This is a genomic window from Aquabacterium humicola (genome assembly GCF_030167915.1).
In the GTDB taxonomy this organism is placed as follows: Bacteria; Pseudomonadota; Gammaproteobacteria; order Burkholderiales; family Burkholderiaceae_C; genus Pseudaquabacterium; species Pseudaquabacterium humicola.
Window position 1 is genome coordinate 1 of record NZ_JARGNB010000019.1, and the last position, 17979, is coordinate 17979.

Sequence of the window (17979 nt, forward strand, 5' to 3'; positions counted from 1 at the left end):
CAGTCGCTTGGCCAGGTCCTCAGTATCGAAAGCCTCTGACATAACGATCCCACGTAAGGTACATGGGTTCGTAGGCTCTCAGTTGCCTTCGCGGGAATCAAGGACGTGGTTGCTCGATCGCTTACGATCAAACGCAGCAAGCGGCTGCATGAATCAGGCGACAACTACCTTGACGCGCGCCGGCTCGAGCGCGGGACAGATCGTGTTCTTCAACCATGATCTTCACCGCGGCTCGCCTGGCGGTCGGCGTCACAGCTTTCGGGACAGCACGTCCTTGATGGCCGCGTTCTCCAACGCCAGCTCGGCGTACATCCGCTTCAGCCTGGCGTTCTCGGCCTCGAGCTCCTTGACCTTCTTCAGCTCGTTGGGCGACATGCCCGCGTACTTGCTCTTCCACTGGTAGTACGTCGCCGTGCTGAAGCCGTGCTTGCGGCAGACCTCCGCTACAGGCATGCCTGCCTCGCCTTCGCGCAAGGCCGCCAAGATCTGCGCTCCGTGAACCTGGACTTCCTCATCGCTCTTCCTCGAAGATGCGGAAGTCTCCATTTTCAAACTGTCCGCTCAGCGAGGGAGCTTGCGGCTTTACGCGCGCCGAGCGGCCTGCGGCCGGCCTGGACTTGGCCGCTCGCCTCGAGGCCGAAGGATTGCTACAAGCCCCGCAACGTGTCGTTGTAGAGACCGCAGTTGCACCTGACCATCAGCACCGACTCACTCTTGCGCGTGACCTCGATGACCGAGACACAACGCTCGCATCGCGTCTCTTCCACTTTCCCCTTGTTCTGGAACTCCGCCAGAGCCGCCTCCAGGGTCGCGAAGGAAGGTTTCGTCACGGTATTCATCTCAGCGCCCGTTCCTGATAGCTTGCATTTGTCTGAGAACATCTCTCAAGTCCCGTCCCTCAAGTCGCGAACGCTCCGCCGCGTCTCGCAGCAATTGATACCGCTCCACGCCGTCTAGACCCGGGAGGTCTCGGCCCGTCAGACTCGCATTCACCTCATCGAACAACGAACCAGCCTCGAAGGCCAACCCGGCTCGAGTGGCAATCATGTGGCCGGCTTCGTGCGCAACTGCGGCGCGCGGCGTCATCGACTCGAACACGGACTTTACCGTCCCCGTGCCTTCCGTCGCCCTGAACATATTCGGCCCCAAAAATACCTTGTCCCAGTTGTCCGAATAGGCCGACACGTGTGAACTGACGAGGAAGTCGTCGGGATTCAAACCCAGCTCACCAACGTGCTGATAGAGCTGCCGCTCCTGCGCGGGGGTCAGGATTTCAGTGTTGCGAATGCCTCGACTTCCCATGCCGCGGAGGGTGCCAAATTCCTTTGTGCGAGGATCGATGATCATCGGTCCAGCACCTGCCGGAATTGCAAAATCATGCCCAGTTACGGGCCCGGCACCCCGATCAAACTTCCCCGGCACCCTCACCTCCCAGGCACGCTGGCCGGTCGTAAGCAAAGGCTCGTATGGAGCACGCACCTGTGCTTGACTCCGTTGAGTCACCTGTGTGCCATTGACGTAGATTCTGTGCGACGGAAATTCAGAGCCCTGCGCCATGATCAACGGTGGGCCGCCGAGCTGATTGACAAGCGCGAACTCGACCCACACCCAAGGTACATGGGTTGGCGACTTCGCCTTGTAAATACCGAGCGAATCGGTTGCATCGCCTGCCCGGAACTTGGTCAATCCACTCACTATTGGAGTCTGCCCAGGTTTCAGCGAGAGAGTCGAATTCGGGTGCAATCGTCCTGTAACGATGTCAGAAACCGAACTCGCTTCTCCTGGATGAAATGTAGGATCGCTCGGCAAGGCGAGCCTCGCCGCAGTTCTTGCAAGAGGGGTGCTGAAGCGCTCAGGGTCGATCGGGGGAGTGTAGCCCGGATCGATGATCCTACTTGTCACCGTTGATGTTTGCAAATCGACCTCGCATGACATCAAGCAGCGAAACTGCTTGTTGGCACGGAAGGCGGATACATCCTCGATTCGCTGCGGCGGCTCCGGATTAGATGTACCTATCAACCCCATCATGGCGCGATTCTTCCAACTATGCCCCGCGCCCACAACGAACGGGAGGTCGACTTCTGGGAAGCCGGCTCGATCGATCCAGCTAACGGTAGTAATCGCGATGCGCGACAGCAGCGACGGGCGACCGCCATCGTTTCTATCGGCCTCATGCGCACGCGACACATAATGCCCCTCTTGTGCCAGTTTTGGCAGGTTGTGGCGGGCGGCGAACTCATCATACGACATTTCACCTCGCCCAACGGCATCTGCGTCCCGGGTCATCTGAGCGAGCCGGTCGGCCATTTCTTTGCGCGTCGGCCCACCTTTGTAGTACTTCGGATCGGCAGCGAAATCAAACAGTTCTCCATCAGACGTCACGATGGCCTGCCGCTTCACGCCCTGAAAATGAGAAGAGCTATGGTCGCCGATGCTTGGAGCCCAATGGACCACGTCGTATCTCGGATCTAGCCCCAGCGCGTGCTCGCTAAGTGGATGAGTGTGCGCCAGCGGCGCATCCTCAGCACCAACCCTCACCGAGCTGCGGTCTCCCTGGTACAAGCGGACAGATCCACTCCGCTGGTCGAGCCCGAGCGCGAACTCCGTCCCGTGGATCCGCGTCAACGCAGCAAACTGCTCGACCGAGGGCATGCTGCCCAGCACCGCTCCGCCCTTGCCCAGCAGATTTCCGGAGCCGCGTGACTCGCTGAGCAAGGCCAGTAATACTGGATCACTGCTGTCGACGACCGAAAACGGGACTGCCATTCGATCAAGAACCTGCTGCCGGGCCATAGTGACATAGTCGCCGCCCGTGAGCGAATTCCATAGGCGCTTCATGGCCGTCACCATTGATTTGTCTCGCGAAGGCGCTACCTCCCCTGCTTTGACTACGAAGTTGCCGTCTTGCGCACTCATAGCCATCATTTGATCCGGCCGAAGCGTGTCGGCCATGGCGTCTGCGCCGCTATAGTTCCTGCGCATTGGTCCAAAGTGTTCGGCGGCCGGCCGATCAACCGCGGCGACAAATTTCTCTCCCTTTTGTGAGTCGGTTCGCACGCGCGCAATTGTGGCAATGTCTCCGCCAACGGCTAGTTCGCCTGCTTCAACAACGTACCGACCGTTAGCTGGGTAGTGCTTCACTCCCCCGTCGTGTACACCTACATATATGTCCACACCACCCGGAATATTTGTGTTTGCGGCCGTGATATCCAACGTTGTAAATTCAGTGTTGTATCGCCCCGGATGTGTGTGCCAAAAGCCGAGTATCTGGTGACCGTCGGGAACCAAGTCGGCGGTCGTCTTGGCGCCGCGATGAATGACCTCCAAGCCTCGCTCCACGCCAATCTTCGGACTAGGCGCGTAAATCGTCCCATCAGGTGCACGGACAATTAACCCACCAAACTCTCTTTGAGAATCCAGCGAAACAGGGAGGTATTTTCCAATCGCGGCGGTGGCGACGTCGTGCTGCGACGCTCGCGCATCGTTCTCCGTGTAGAAGACTTCTTTAACCGTTGAATTTGCAGATCTCCGAGTGCTCGACCCGTCACCCGACTCGGGGCGGATGGAATCGTTGTGCACAAGGATGCCCGCATTGCCAACGAAGTAGTTGTGTAGATCCTCGACTTCAAAGTTGTAGGTCGCCTCGGCCAAGCCCAGGTCTGTCACGCTCTCTACGACATGGAGCCCCCCACTGTCCAAACTGGTCAAGACGTCGCCGCGAACTAGGCGGTTCGCCGGTGTCCAGCTGCGACCGACAACCCAGAACGGGTGCTCGGTCGTGGCGCTGATCGTCTCCAATTTGCCATCCGGGCCTCGCACAGCGACTTCTAGTATGTGCAGATTCGTGTTGCGGAAGAGTCGAATGACGCGACGCGCTTCGACGTTGCCGTACTCGTCGTTCAACGCTAGAACCAGATCGCCAACCTCGACGTCTTCGATGACCTTCGGGCCATCATCCGGCACGTGCACTAGTGTACCGGCAGCGAAGCACAAACCCTTCACAAAATGGGGGTCGTCGGGTGAGCGCTTGGATGCGACATACTCTAAGTCAGCCTTACGCCCATTGGCGTCACCGTCATCGACGATCTCAAGGCGACGGCCGCTTTCGTCGACTGCGATGCGCTTGGAGTATCCGGCGTCGCCGCTTGCGGTTGCTCTTTCCCAATAGTCAGCGACCTTCTCAAGGGCGCGCAGATTTGGCGCTGTTTCACCGGTCTTTGTTGCAGCGGTCAGTCCATCCGGTGCCATGCGGCCGATGTCATAGGCGCTTCCGTTCCTCCACTCATTCCACGCCTTTGCCGCTTGGACTACGTGTTCGGCGGCTTCGACGACTGTCTTTTCTCCGGCGCCAGCAAGTCCAGCAAATCGGACGCTTGCCGCTTCAACTACGCGCCCGACCTTGCCGCCTGATACTGGCCGAGAGCCTCGCAGGTGGCGGTAGCCGCCGTTTAGCGCGCCGGCGGCCATGACCACGTTCTCGGCCAGCAACGCAAGGTCCCCCTCGGGGCGCTCCGCGGTCCGGCTATTGGCGTACTGCACAAAGCCTCCAGCGATGCCTGGCAGACTGAACGCGGCGCCCGCTACCCCGGAGTACTTTGCCCCCAGAATCTCGAGAGCACCCCAAGCCAAGGTATTGCTGACTGCGGAGACTACCCCCTGACTGCTGTCATAGCCGTAGTTTGTAATTCCATAAGCGTCGGTCACATGTGTGACGTCCTTAGCATTGGAGGTCCACAGCTCTTCGCCATCGTAGATGGCTGCGGTAGGCGAATAAGATGCCCGGAAGATCTCTCGCCCGAGCGTATACGAGGCAGCACCTATATCGTACAAATAGTCAACACCCCTTGCAACGAGCCCAGGCACTGAGAACGCCTGCTTGATACCGCCAGAGATTACCCCGCGCACCGGCTCTTTGACATAGCGATCAACGTATGGCTGGATTGAAGATGAGCCCATTACCGATGTCGTCGCGTCTGCAACCAATCCAACGCCCGCCAAAGCTTGCGAGGCAGCCTGCTCTGCCACTGCGTTAGTCACGATATTTACGCGATCTGACCAGCTCTTGGCGTTGGAAAGATTTACCCATACTGGGGCACTCTTGATGTCGGCTTCGATTTGCGCATCAACTTCAGAGGACATTCTCTTCTCGAGACGCGCTTTGTGGGCGACGAGGGGATCTCGTTCCACCGAGGCCAGAAGGATGCCCTCCGCCGCTTCCCGGTCAAAATATCTTGAATGATGAGTTGACTCATCCAGACGGTCAGTCACGAGCTTGTAGTAGTCATAGTCCCCCGAGCGCGACGCTACACGGAAAAGTGCTTCGTCCTGTTCGCGCCTCAAGGCAACATCCATCATATCGTGCCAGCGTAGCTCTTCCTGAAACAGTTTAAATCGCAACTTTGACTGAATATCGGAGAGACGACTATATGGGGTAGCGTTCTTGCCATTGAGAGCACCTCGATCGACTGCGTCCTTGGCCAGCTTCAAGTCTCGATAATGTGCCTGTACCGCCAGGTCCACGCGCTGCGTAATGTCTTCATCAACGATCAACGTTGGGGCAACCCTATTTCGCTCCAGCCGTGTGCCGTCACCACGCGATTGCCCACCTCGATAGGTCCAGGTGGTACCGCCTTCGACAGCCCGGACGTATTGATACAGCCGCCCATACATGCTGTAAGTGTCGTCTCGGCCGCTGACTTCACCGAGGTGATAGTCTCTTACGTAGGTTTGATAGGCATCAAAGCCTTTCATGGCTTCAAAAACAAGATTCGGATCCCTCATCCACATCTCTTGATCATCGAACGCGACCGTCTCGGGATCTTGGGCATTCGAAACAAGCCGCCTGACATCTTCACGACGCCTCTGCTGTTTCTCCTGAAACTCCGCCTTCTCTAGCCCAGATTTGGTTCGGTCTGCATCAAAGCGTGCTTTGAGTCCCGGCCTTAGAGCATCACGGCGAAACTGCCAGTCACCCGGCAAATGACCGTTCATCTCGAGGTCTTCGTAGAATTCGGCACTGCTTGCGCTAGCTGACGCCACGGGGGAGTTGGCCCGCACCACCGCCTCAATCTGTGCTGGGGAAATCAGCACCACCGGCCCTGTGTCTTGGCTGGCAGGCGCAACATCTTGAAGCGCAGTCTGCGACCCTTCGAGCTTGAACTTCATCCGCTCGTACCACTCTTGAAGCATGGACGAAGGGGCTGCGCCAGCGCTCGGCGTCGCTAGTAGTGAAACACGCTTCATTGCATCGAAGCTTTTTGAATCTGTCTTCGCCCGCTTCTCCACGCGCACTTCTTCCAGAGCTCTCCGCTCTGCTTCATGCACGGCTTGCATCCGCGCTTCCAAGCGCTCGTTAGCAGCCCTCTTCTTCTGCCAGTATTCGCCAACGTAAGCTCCCGCAACACCGGTCGTCGCGCTTGCCATGCTGGAGCCGACCTGGCGCGCCAGCCAATCCGGCGCACCCTTCAGGTTGCCTGTGACCGCGTACGCGAGACCTCCAGCGACGATGTCTGTGGTCGCGCCGATGATGGTACGTCCCACCACGGCTTCCGCGTTGCCAACGTTTGAGCCAAATGGAATGAATGAAGTTGCGGCGTCAAGTGTGCTGGAGAACGCGTTCGCCCAGTCCCCAAAGTCTGCACTCTTCCCAGCCTCTGCTAGCCCCAGCCACCCGCCACCAACCGTTACTGCAGCCGCTCCAACCTTTTGCAGACCCTCGCTGACACCGTTCGCCGGGTTACCCAAGCTAGCACCCAGGACTGCTCCAACGCCAGCTGTCGCGATGGCGCTCCAAGAGCTGATCTTGCCGTCTGGTCTGCCGTCGCCGTCACCATCCTGGAGCAGTTGTGAGGTGGTCGACCCCGCCATTCCAAGCGCACCGGCTGCGAGCTTAGCCACTGCTTGCGCCGATTCGCTCAACCCCTTGACTCCTTGAAGCGCCACGACGGAGTTCATGCCGGCGAAAACGCCAGCCGCCGCTCCGGAGAACGCGCCTCCAATGGCCGCCACGCCCAGATCGCCCGCTCTGAACTCGTCTTGAAAGCCAGTGGCAATCTTGATGCCCTGCTCAATCGCAGAACCCGCTGCGGCAAAGGCCGCACCGACGGCCGCTGTCGCTGCCGCGGTCGCAGCGACGGCAGCAGCGCCAGACACGCCCGCTCCGATGATCGCTGCGGAGATGGCTGTGCCCGCACCATACGTGCAAATGGTCACTACGGCGGCAATAACGACGGTCAAGACGAGTAGGCCCGCCTGTGCACCGCAATCCGGGTTTACGGCCCGTGGGACATAGTTAGGCAGCAGCGAGCCCGAGATCTCTGATTCGTCGTAGACCTGGTGGTTCGCCGCGGTAATAGTGCCGCTCTGAGTCAAGTTCGGCACTCGGACTGTCATGCCAGCCCGAAGCTCAACGTTCCCGTTGGCTTCTGCAATCCTGTAGCCGAGTGACGGATTGCCCGTAAAAGCAGCGGCAATCAACTGCCAAGTGTCCCCATCCCGCACTTGGTAGCTGCTGTTTGTTCCTGGACCGTCTGCCAAGAAGGGCCCGTTGCCGTAATAGCCTGTGTTCAGTACCTGTGGCCTGTTGTTGCCGCTGGAAGCCGGGTCTGCGAAGGACCACGAAACGAACTGCTTTGGATGCGTGAACGTAGGGTCGTTGGGTGCATGATCGTGACTGCCAATCCGCTCGCCCACAGCATACCCGTTCGCGTAGAAGTACTCGCCATGCACGATACGCGTGTGGTTCTCTGGATCGCTCAGGCCAAGAGATGACGCGTAGTCTGGCTTGCCACTGTCGTCCCGACTAAAGAGGATATGGCCCTCGTTGTCCGCGACAAAAGTGCGCACTGCACCTCCACCCCTATTCAGTTCGCGCCGGACCTTGTCAGCATCGAAATAGTTGTTAGCAGTGCCGCGGTTTTCGACGGTACCGTCCTTGAAGTGCCGGAACTCAGTAACAGCTTTCTGGAGACCGTTGTCGACATAGTCATACTCGAGTCGCGTGTAGTAGTCCAGCGCCTTGCCGTCCAAGAAAGGCGTGGCGTCTTTGACCTCGGTAATGTGTCCATTCAGGTCTAACACCATCTGCTTGTCGGAGTGCGAATCCAACAGATTGTTCTTGTAGGTTGCCGATCTCTGACGGTATACCTGATCGAGTTCGTTAAAGTAAATGTACTCGTAGCTTGTCCAGCTGGCGCCGTTGTTGTCCGACGAACCGCTTTCTGTCGCGTTGCCCCGGGCGTCGTACTTCCACGTCTTGTATCCATTGGCATTGCTGAAGTTCTGGCGCAATGCTGCGCGACGATTGTTGGCATCGATTCCCGTTGAACCGTCGGTCTCTTGATACAGGAAGCCCTGACCATTCTCGCTGAAAGCGACAGTATTGTAAGCGGCGTCGTAGTCGTACGCATGTACGATCTTCGTCTCCATCTTCTCCGGCAAACCTGGGTCTCCCCCGACACCAGGTTCGGCCGGAACGTGATACCGCTTCTTTTCGAAACGCAAGCGCCCGTTCTTATAGTACTCGTAGATTTGGTCGCGAGCGCGATACTTGGTATCGCTGCTTTGCTCTCCAGTCATGGGATTGCGGCCGCCGAAGACGGGCTCGACCGCTGACTCGACCGAATCACTGTAGACGTTGGTTAGATTGCCGTCCGCATCATAGCCCTGGTTCATGTGCATGTAGGTGACATGATCTTGCCACCTCACCATTTGGCTCTTCGCGTCGTACGTGTACTTGTAGTCTCGGACCAGCACACCGTCTTGGAAGATCTTTTCCGTGCTGCGCTGGCCTCCCCACGTGTACGTGTAGTCGGTCTTGATCTTCGTCGTCTTATTGTCGATCTTGGTCAAATTCCCATCGTTATCGTATGCCTTCGCGATGTCCTTCGCCAGACCCCCGAAGACACCACCGACTGCCGCGGCATACTCCCTTTCAACCAAGCCAAACTTGTTGTAGGTGTAATGGACAGTCTGTACGCCGTCGAAGCTGGACTCGAGGCGACCAAAGCGGCCGTACGACTTGCGCTGCTCGCCCCCTTCTGCATCACGCTGATAAAGAACGTGTCCGTATGCGTCGTACCAAGTCGTTGTGACTGCACTTGCAGATCCGCCGTTCAGCACCAGACCGTTTGCATCGCGTTGCGTGACTTTGCGGATAGTCTCGAACACTCGGCCAAGGCCATCGTACTTCTCTTCTGTGCGCTGAACGTTCAGCTTGCCGTCATTAGAGCCGTTCGATATGGTCAATATGCGATTGTTGCGGCCGTCGTAGGCAAAGGTCTGTGTATAGATGTCGAGCAGCTTTTGCTTCTCGCTGGCGTCCAGGTCCGCCGCGTCTTGATCAAAACCAAGCGCTACACGTTCAGCCTTGTATATCTTGGCATTGTCATTCGCCAGGTGCCAACCCTGCGCTTGCCGAACGGCAATGAGTCGGTCTCGATCATCGTACTCGTATTTCGTTGTAAATGATCCCGCCGCAGCCCCAGCGACCATGCCCCGGCCGTCGGTCATCGACACCTTGCGATCGAAGTGATCGTAGCCGTATCCAACTGCATTGCCTTCGGCATCAGCCTCCTTAACCATCCTTCCAGCAAAGTCGTAGAACTTGCGCGATACGTACCCAAGAGCTGTCTTTGTGCCAGTTACATTGCCGAACTGGTCGTAGTAGATGTACGTGGAGTTCTGGAGAGGATCTGTCTCCTTCGTCTTTAGTCCGCGAGCGTCGTACTCATAAAGCCATGCATTCGCATCCCCAGGGGTGACATTGCCCGGCAAGCGTTTACTGCGCACTCGATCGTACGCGTCGTATGTGTAGCGTGTTTCCGGCGCAAGCCACGTGCCGTTAGGCAGTTGGCGTCGCGTTGCCCACTCTGTCACGACGCGTCCGCGAGCATCACTTTCCGCCCAGGTCATCACGCGAGCAGAGTACGTCAAGTTGTCCGCATCGCGCTCGTTCTGTGCCTCGTTTGTTCCCTTGACCCAAGTCTGCACAGCTACGCCAAGCGCATTGACGCCGTAAGCGCGCACCAGCCCTTGGCCATCCACGCTGCGGATCTTGTAACCCAGCGCGTTATAACTAGCTTCCATTTGCATGCCGATTGGCGTGCCATCCGATCTCTGGATGGCCGCACGGCTGTAGGGCGTCTTCTTCGCCGTCAGACCAAGGCCATGAAATGTGGTTGGATCCGGGCCTCGATTCAAGTAGACGGCGCCAGTTGATACATCTGTCCACTCGATTCCCAGATTGATCTGCGTCGGGTCGACAGAGGAGACCGTCGCCTCCCAGACGCCCGGATTGCCGACCTGTTCGACGAACGAGACCGATCGATCCAATTCGTTGCCGCGACCGTATCGCAGTCGCGGCATGATCGCTCCCGCATCGAAAGTCACAGTGATCGTGACGCTGGAGGCTGTGACCACCTTGCTCATTGCGGAGAACTTTGGCGGCATCGTTGCACTCAGCTCTTCAGTGAATGCGATATTGCCGGCCTCGTCTTCCGTCACAACGCGAAAATAGACCCCGTCGCCGACATCTGCCGTCGAAATCCAGGCATTGGATGCGGCACTGTCGATCTTGCTGGGATAAAGGTTGATTCCGTCGTTTCCACCAATCGACTTCGAGGAGTATACGATCCAGCTGTTTTTGACACCGGGTCGCACTGCCCACTCAATTCGAACACCGTCACTCGTCGTCTGCATGCGAATGTCGCTGGCGAGACTGACCGAGAGACCCGGTAGGCCCGCGTACTGGCGTACCACGCTGCCCGCAGCGTCGTATTCAAAGACCGTCGAGGTGCTCGTCCTCTTCGTCGGGAGAGACTGCACTGCAGCGACTTGCTCTGTCGCGGTGCCTTCTGGCGCAATAGCTTCGACGACTCGATCCATGCCATCGTAGGCGCTCCGGCTGATGAATCCGTCCTCATCTTTGGTCCACGTGCGATTGCCGACTAGATCGTAGGAGAATGACTTCGTCAAATCGCCAGCGGCCGTGGTGTCGCACTGCGACGTAAGCCGATTTAGTCCATCGTACTCGAACTCGGTGATCTGGTCGTGCTTCTGGGCGGCGTCGGCGGGACGCTCAGTCAAGGCATTCTTCAGCGCAGCCGGATTGCTTGACGGCGTTATCGTGATGCCCTCTGGAACCTTCCCGTACAGCCGCTCGCTACGTGTCAGATTGCCGCTCTCGTCGTAGGAAAGCACCGTCATGACCCGCGAGGCGTTGATGGCTGCCACCATGCGACCAACCTCGTCGTAGAGAAAGTACTCGATGCGCATGCCACCGTAGTGCGAAGAATCGCCTACAGTCTTCCTAAAGACTCGACCCGCCAAGTCGTACTCGTATGTCGTTCTCGGCCTCATGGACTTGAACGCTGCGGAGTCCGGCGCTGTGGGATCGAACACTTCGACAATTGGCGACAGTTCGGCAATGAGCCTACCTGTAGCGTCGAAACTGCGGATAGTAAGGTCTACCTTAGCGCCCGTCGCAGGCTGGGGCGGTGCACCGCTGATGGACAGTCCACTCGGGTTGGGTAGGGGGTCCGTATAGACGTACTGATGGGTGGCGTTCCCGTGCGTATCGAATCCCGTCTTCTTGAGATATCCCAAGGCGTCGACCGTGGCGATTACACGGTGCAACTGGTCGAACCAGGTTAGGCTCCAGTTGCCAGCACGGTCGCGCGTCTTGACTAGATCCCCAAACTCGTTGTACTGAAACTCTTCGTACAGCGCCGTGGTGCTACTAGTGACAATGGGCTGCTGGTTGCCGCTGGCATCGGTCGATGTGCTCAGCGAAGAGATCGTGGCCATCGAAAAAGTCTTCTTGATCAGACGCCCTGCGGGATCGTAGTCAAGAGTTGTGACGCGCGTTTCGCCGCCAGGGGCCGCTGGACGCGTGAAGAGGTCGCGGGCAACGCCAGAGAGCCGCGTCATGTGCAGCGTCTCCTTGATTCGATTGCCTAACGCGTCGTACTGGTACTCGCGGAGCACATTGTCGGCATCGCGCACCGCAACTATTCGACCATTGCGGTCGTAGTAGTTGTTTGTAATCTTGCCGGCGTACGCGAAGTCCCCACCGTTCCCAGCGCCCTCTACGACCTGAACGAGGCGTCCCGCGTCATCGTAGGTATAAGACTTCGTTGGGCTGACGGAATCTTCCCCGTTGCCGCCTTTCGCGGCCGCTCTTGCGACAGTGTAGATTTTGACCGGCGGTTGAATCTCTGCGATCAACCGGTCGTTCTCGTCGTACTTGTAAGTCGTGACGAATCCGCGTCGATCCGTCACAGACCTCAAGTTGCCGACCAAGTCATATTCGCTTGTCGTCGCCTCGCCGAGCTCGTCGTGCTCGCTGGTACGACGGTTCAGCGTGTCGTACTGGTAGGTCCGCGCGATGCCAAGCGCTGACGTCTTCTCGATCTGGCCGTTGCGCCGCCGTTCGCTGCTCAGCATCCCCGCGACGTCATACGTAAAGCGCCGTTCGGACAGCAGCACCTTACTGCCGCCACTCAAGTCGTAAAGCCGCTCCGACTTGACACGGTTCATTCTCTCGTAATCGCGCTCAATCCGCTGCCAGACATTGCCGTACATCGGCTGAGGGGTGCCGCCGGTACTCCAACCCGAAAAGTCGCACTTCTCCTCCACGACAACACTTCCAACGCAGTCGTACGTGTAGCGCGTGGCTTGTCCACCCGCACCTTCAAGGATGAAGGTCCCAGTCTGTATTTCTTTGACGCGCCCGTTGGAGTCGTACTTGTAGTATGTGGTGCGCCGATTAGCAGTGTTGGCGAACTGAATTTCCTGTGTCCGATTGCCCGAGCCGTCGTACCTGAACTCGGTTCGCGTGGCGGTAGGCACGCCGCCCACGAGCGGCCCATCCAGCAGTTCTTCCGCTCTTTGCAGTCCGCGTCGGTCGTACTCATAGCGCGTCGTGCGATCTTTGGCCGGTACCGCGCTGTCGGAGGGAACGACGTGCGGATCTAGTGCGCCCAACACCTTCGTCCACCGCAATGTCTGCTCGATGCGGTTTCCAGCGGAGTCGTAGCGAATAGTCGTGGCGTTGCCCTCAGGGTCGACCATGCAGACAAGCTCTCGCGACGCGTTGTAGTAGTAGCGTGCGACATGGCCGAGCGCGTTAGTAGCGCTAATCCGATTGCCGACACCGTCGTACTCGTATCGGGTCTTCTTGCCTTTCGCGTCGATGTCTGCAACCTTGCGGTTATTGAGGTCGTACTCTATTTCGACGCTACGGGCGTTGGCGGTGCTCCCGCTCTTGTCGATACCTCGCACTGACCTGCGTAGGTTTCCGACTGCGTCGTACGTGTGCTCAGTTCGCGTGCCGACGTCGTCTACCACTGCTTTCAGACGCCCGACGCCGTCGTACTCGTACTTCGTGCCAGCGTACAAGTACTTCTTCTTTTCGGCTACAACGTCCTCGTTGACCTTAGAGCCGCCGATGTCGTCCGGCATCCAGTCCCACTCGCCTAGCGAATCCGGTGCTGTGCCGAAAAACTCAAGCAACTGACTCCCAAGTGTTGCGTCACCGTAGTACGCCTGCGCTAGGTCTTTCCAGGACTGCTTCGCGAAGCTTGTAATGACCTTCGACACCGACTCTTGACGCATCAAGCTGCGCTTTTCCTGGTCTAGTCGATAGTCGCCAAGCTGCAGAGGAAGTGCGTCCCAGTCAGCGCCTCCGGCGAAGTCTCGCCCCCCGAACCGTTCAGTCAGAGTGCGCGCTAGATCTGCGTTGCCGTACAGTTCTAGAGCAATCGAAGTCCATGTGTGCGTTACAAAGAGCGTACCGTGATCGGCCGCACGCAGTTTGTTCAGTAGCCGCTCGTCAAGCCTGCGGCCACCAATCTCTACGGGCAGAAGATCCCAGTCCTTGCCGCCGGCAAACTCGCGCTCCCTGAAGATTTTTTCGAGCGACGGCGCTACCTCAGCGCTGCCATATAGCGTGATCGCAAGCGTCTCGCATGAATACTTTGCCAGGCTCTTGGCGAACGGCTTCAAACCACGAAATTGGGCAACCCGCTCGGCGTCTAGCCGCAGGCTTGCCTTTCCAAACCGCAGCTCAGCCGGCAGCATGTCCCAGTCTTTGCCGCTGGCGAAGTTTCTACCGCCAAATTGCTCTCGCAACATGCCTGCGGCCGCTCTGTCACCGTAAAAGACCTGCGCAAAGTCCTCCCACGACTGGTACAGCTTCAGTCCTGCGTCAGTCGAGGCGCCGCGAAAACGCGCTACGGCGACGGTATCTAAAGCGAAGGTATCAAGATTCGATGGCAGGCGCTCCCATCCCGACTTGCCGGTTGTCTTCTCGAACAATCCTGCCAGGGACTCCGCTACCAGTGGCGTTCCGTAGAGCTCCGTGGCTATTGCCTCCCAGATCTCGAGTTTCTGCAGCGCATCGGTGATGCTCCACTTGGGCAGGTGTTGAACGACGTCTTGCACAAAGTCCCAGTCGATCGGCGGCAGAGTCGGCGCTTCGCGCAGGCGCACTGTTTCGCCGATCTTGTTTCCCATCGCGTCATAGGCGTACTTGGTCTGCCCGCCATCGGGTCGGTCGACCTGGATCAGCCGATTCGCCTTGTCGTAGCTGTAGATGACTGTTCGCGGCTGCGTCTTGACTGGGCGGTCGGAAGCGAGGCCGTTGTACGCCTGCGTCTCCTGTCGCAGGTTTCCGGCCTTGTCGTAGACCTTCTTGCTCACGTTGCCCTCGCCATCGGTGGTCGTATCCACTCGGCCGAGCGCATCGTATTCAGTCTTCGTCTGTTGACTCGTCGCTGCAGCCGCCTTCTCGGCGTTGAAAGCAGGGTCCGTCGGCGACATCAGGTACAGACCGGTGGTCACCGACTTCTTCTGACCGAATGCGGTGTATGTCGTCAGTTGGGTGTAGCCCTCTCCATCGGTAACGTGAGTCTGTCGATTCAGCTTGTCGTACTGGTATGCAGTGGCTCGCTCATCGAAGCCAAGCTTCGCATCCGCAATCAAGAACCGACGCGATGAAACCTTTAGGTTGCCGAACGCGTCGTACACGTTTGTAGTTACCCGTCCGTCCCGGGTACTGGTCAGCATGCGGCCGTTGCCGTCGAACGTCCGCGTCTCGGTTACGTTCTTAGCATCGGTGACAGTCTCCTGATCACCGAAGACGTTGTAGGTGAACTGGGTCACGTACAGCATCGGGTCTGTGATCTTCTTAACCCGGCCGTTGTCGTAGAACTCGCGAACCGTGACGCGCTCCTGCTGCGCCACGCCGGCTGCCTCGGTCGTCCGCCACTCCTCGCCGAAGGCGGTGTACTCCTTGTGCGTCTTGACGCCGTTGGCGTCCGTGATCCAGCTGACGCGTCCCAGCGCGTCGTACTTAAAGTACGTGGTGGTTGCGGTGTACAGCACGGCCTTGTGGGCCGCGGTGAGGTTCGCCGCAGCGACGCCGAGTGTGGCGTCCTGCTTGATGCCCAGCCTGAAGCGCAGATGGCGGTAGTAGGGCTCATCGCTACTGATGAGCTTCAGGTAGTTCTCGTTGGTCTCCTCGCTCAGCTCGCCGAACGCGGTGTATTTGCGGCTGGAGGTATTGCCTTCGCCGTCGGTGTGGGTGAGCTCGCGGCCGGCCGCGTCATAGGTCCAGCTTTGGGTCTGCGCCTCTGCCGTGCCCCATGCCGCGGTCATCGAAGCGAGCTCGCCGAATGCCGTGTAGGCGTGCTTCTTGACGATGCCACCCTCGGTCTCGGTGTCCAGCTGCCCCGTCGCCCTGTAGGTGTACGCCGTGACGCGATCCAGCGCGTTGCTGGTCACCTCCGGGCCCGTGCCCGCCGCGTTGACTCGTGCGGTCGCTTTTGTGGCATAGGCGCGCATCGACTTCACGCTGCCGAATGCGTCATAGGACCACATTGTGGCGCCCATCTCGGCGTCCACCGTCGCCGTGCGCTGACCCAGCGCGTTGTTGATGTAGGAGGTGACGTGGTCCTTGGTGTCGTCGTACTTGGCCTGCAGCGCGGTCGCATCAGCGAAGACCGTTCCCGGCGGAACGTTGTCGGCGCTGAGCTCACGCATCCAGTCCACTCCGAAAGCCCCTGTGTGCTCCACGACAACGCTGCCGGTGGCGTTGATCCGGTAGCTCAGGCCCTGGGCCGCGAAGACGCCGCTGACGGTCTTGCGTTGATTGGCATCGGTTGCGAGGACCTGATTGACCTGCGTCAGTGTGAGCGATGTTCCAGGCGGATAGGACCCGCTCAGCTGATAGACCGTGGTTGCGTTGAATGCGCGCTTCGTCACCGTCAGGTGGCCGGCCGCATCCAGCGTCCAGTTCACGGTCTCGCCTTGCGCTGCAGAGACCAAGCTCTTTTGAACCGTCAGCCGGCTACCCTGCGTGGTGAACAGCGCGTTCACCTGGTCCAACGTGAGCGATTGACCCGGCGTGAACTGCGTGGGTGCAGCTACGCTGGTGGTGATGCCGAATGCGCTCTTGGTGGCCGTGGCGTAGCCCGCGGCGTCGATGCGGTATGCGTATGTCGTCCCGGCGGTGGTATAGGTTCCGCTGACTTCCTGCCGTTTCGTCGCGCCAGCGTCCGCTGCCATCAGGGCAGCCATCGTTGAGTCCAGCGCCTGCTCGCTGGCGAACACCGTGCCCACTGCGACGGCCGTGGACCATCGGGTGGTCACCACCGCGTCGAAGGTCTGCAAACTCTTTGAGACGGATCCGCTGGCGTCCACCGTCGCGGTCACTGTCTTGCCGTCCGCGAGGAACGTGCTCTCAACGCTCAGGCGGCTGCCTGGCGTGGTGAACAGCGCCGTCACCTGGGCCAAGGTCAGCGATTGACCCGGCGCAAACTGTGTCGGCGACGCGACGCTCGTGGTAACGCCAAAAGCGGACTTGATGGCACTCGCATAGCCGTCCGCATTGATGTGGTAACTGTAGGTCGCACCCGCGACGGTGTACTCGCCGACGACGTCCTGGCGCTTGGTCGATTGCGGATCCGCGGCCATCGCCGCCGCCATCGCCGTATCGAGCGACTGTTCGCTCTGGAACAACGTGCCCACTGCGACGGCGGTGGACCACTTGGTCGTCACCACCGAGTCGAACGCCTGCACGCGCTTCGTCACGAAGCCACGGGCATCGACCGTCGCCGTCACGACCTTGCCGTTCGCTTGGATGGTGACTTGCACCGTCAGTGCGTTGCCAGCCTGCGCGAACAGCGCTTCGACCTGTGCCAGCGTCAGGGTCTGCCCAGGGGTGAAGGGTACGGCCGCCGCGACACTCGTCGTTGCGCCGAACACGGTCTTGATCGCCGTTGCGTTGCCCGCTGCGTCCACGCTGTACGTGTAGCTGGCGCCGTTGGCCGCTGAAGCGAAGGAGCCACTGCCGCTCTTGCTGGCCTTGCCGTTGCTCAGTGCGTCGCTCAGCGCAGTGCTGGGCGCGCCGTTGCCCAGGAAGGTCTCGATCTCGGCAACCGTGTCCAGCCCGTTCTGCGGCGCGGCCATCACCACCGACTGCGCCAGTTGCAGCACCTCGGTCTTGTCGAAGCCGCTCACCGTGAGCGTCATGTCGCCCGCTGCAGACTGCGTCGCGCTGTAGGTGCGGCCGTTGCTGCCCACCAGCGTCCAGCTGCTGCTCTTGAGAGCCGTTGCCGGCAGTGCATTGACGAAGGTCTGCACGTTTGCAGCGGTCGAGCTCGCGCTCAGTGGCCCTGCATCGGCCTGGCCGACCTGGTACACCACGCTCTTGCCGAAGCGTGCTTCGGTGATCGTGAGGTTGCCACTCGCATCCCAGCTCAGCGTGTAGCTCACGCCCGAGCCTTCCACCGTGTGCTGCGTCGCCTTGCTCGCCTTGCCGTTGGCAAGCGCGGTGGTGAGCGCAGCGCTGCCCAGGAAGGTCTCGATCTCGGCAACCGTGTCCAGCCCGTTCTGCGGCGCGGCCATCACCACCGACTGCGCCAGTTGCAGCACCTCGGTCTTGTCGAAGCCGCTCACCGTGAGCGTCATGTCGCCCGC

The 17979-nt window shown here is 59.3% G+C and carries 2 protein-coding genes and 1 pseudogene; all 3 read right to left on the bottom strand.

The features are described 5' to 3' along the window. Positions 1–258: 258 nt before the first annotated feature. Positions 259–515: pseudogene (locus P1K89_RS32510) on the bottom strand (transposase); the annotation flags it as partial. Positions 516–647: 132 nt separating this feature from the next. Continuing rightward, the gene (locus P1K89_RS32515; RefSeq protein WP_284620694.1) at positions 648–839 is read right to left on the bottom strand and encodes a hypothetical protein; all 192 of its coding nucleotides are present in this window, start codon (positions 837–839) and stop codon (positions 648–650) included. A 1-nt stretch (position 840) separates the two neighbouring features. Beyond that, a complete protein-coding gene (locus P1K89_RS32520; RefSeq protein WP_284620695.1) occupies positions 841–17970 on the bottom strand; it encodes a polymorphic toxin-type HINT domain-containing protein in 17130 nt (5709 codons plus the stop codon). Positions 17971–17979 lie beyond the last annotated feature (9 nt).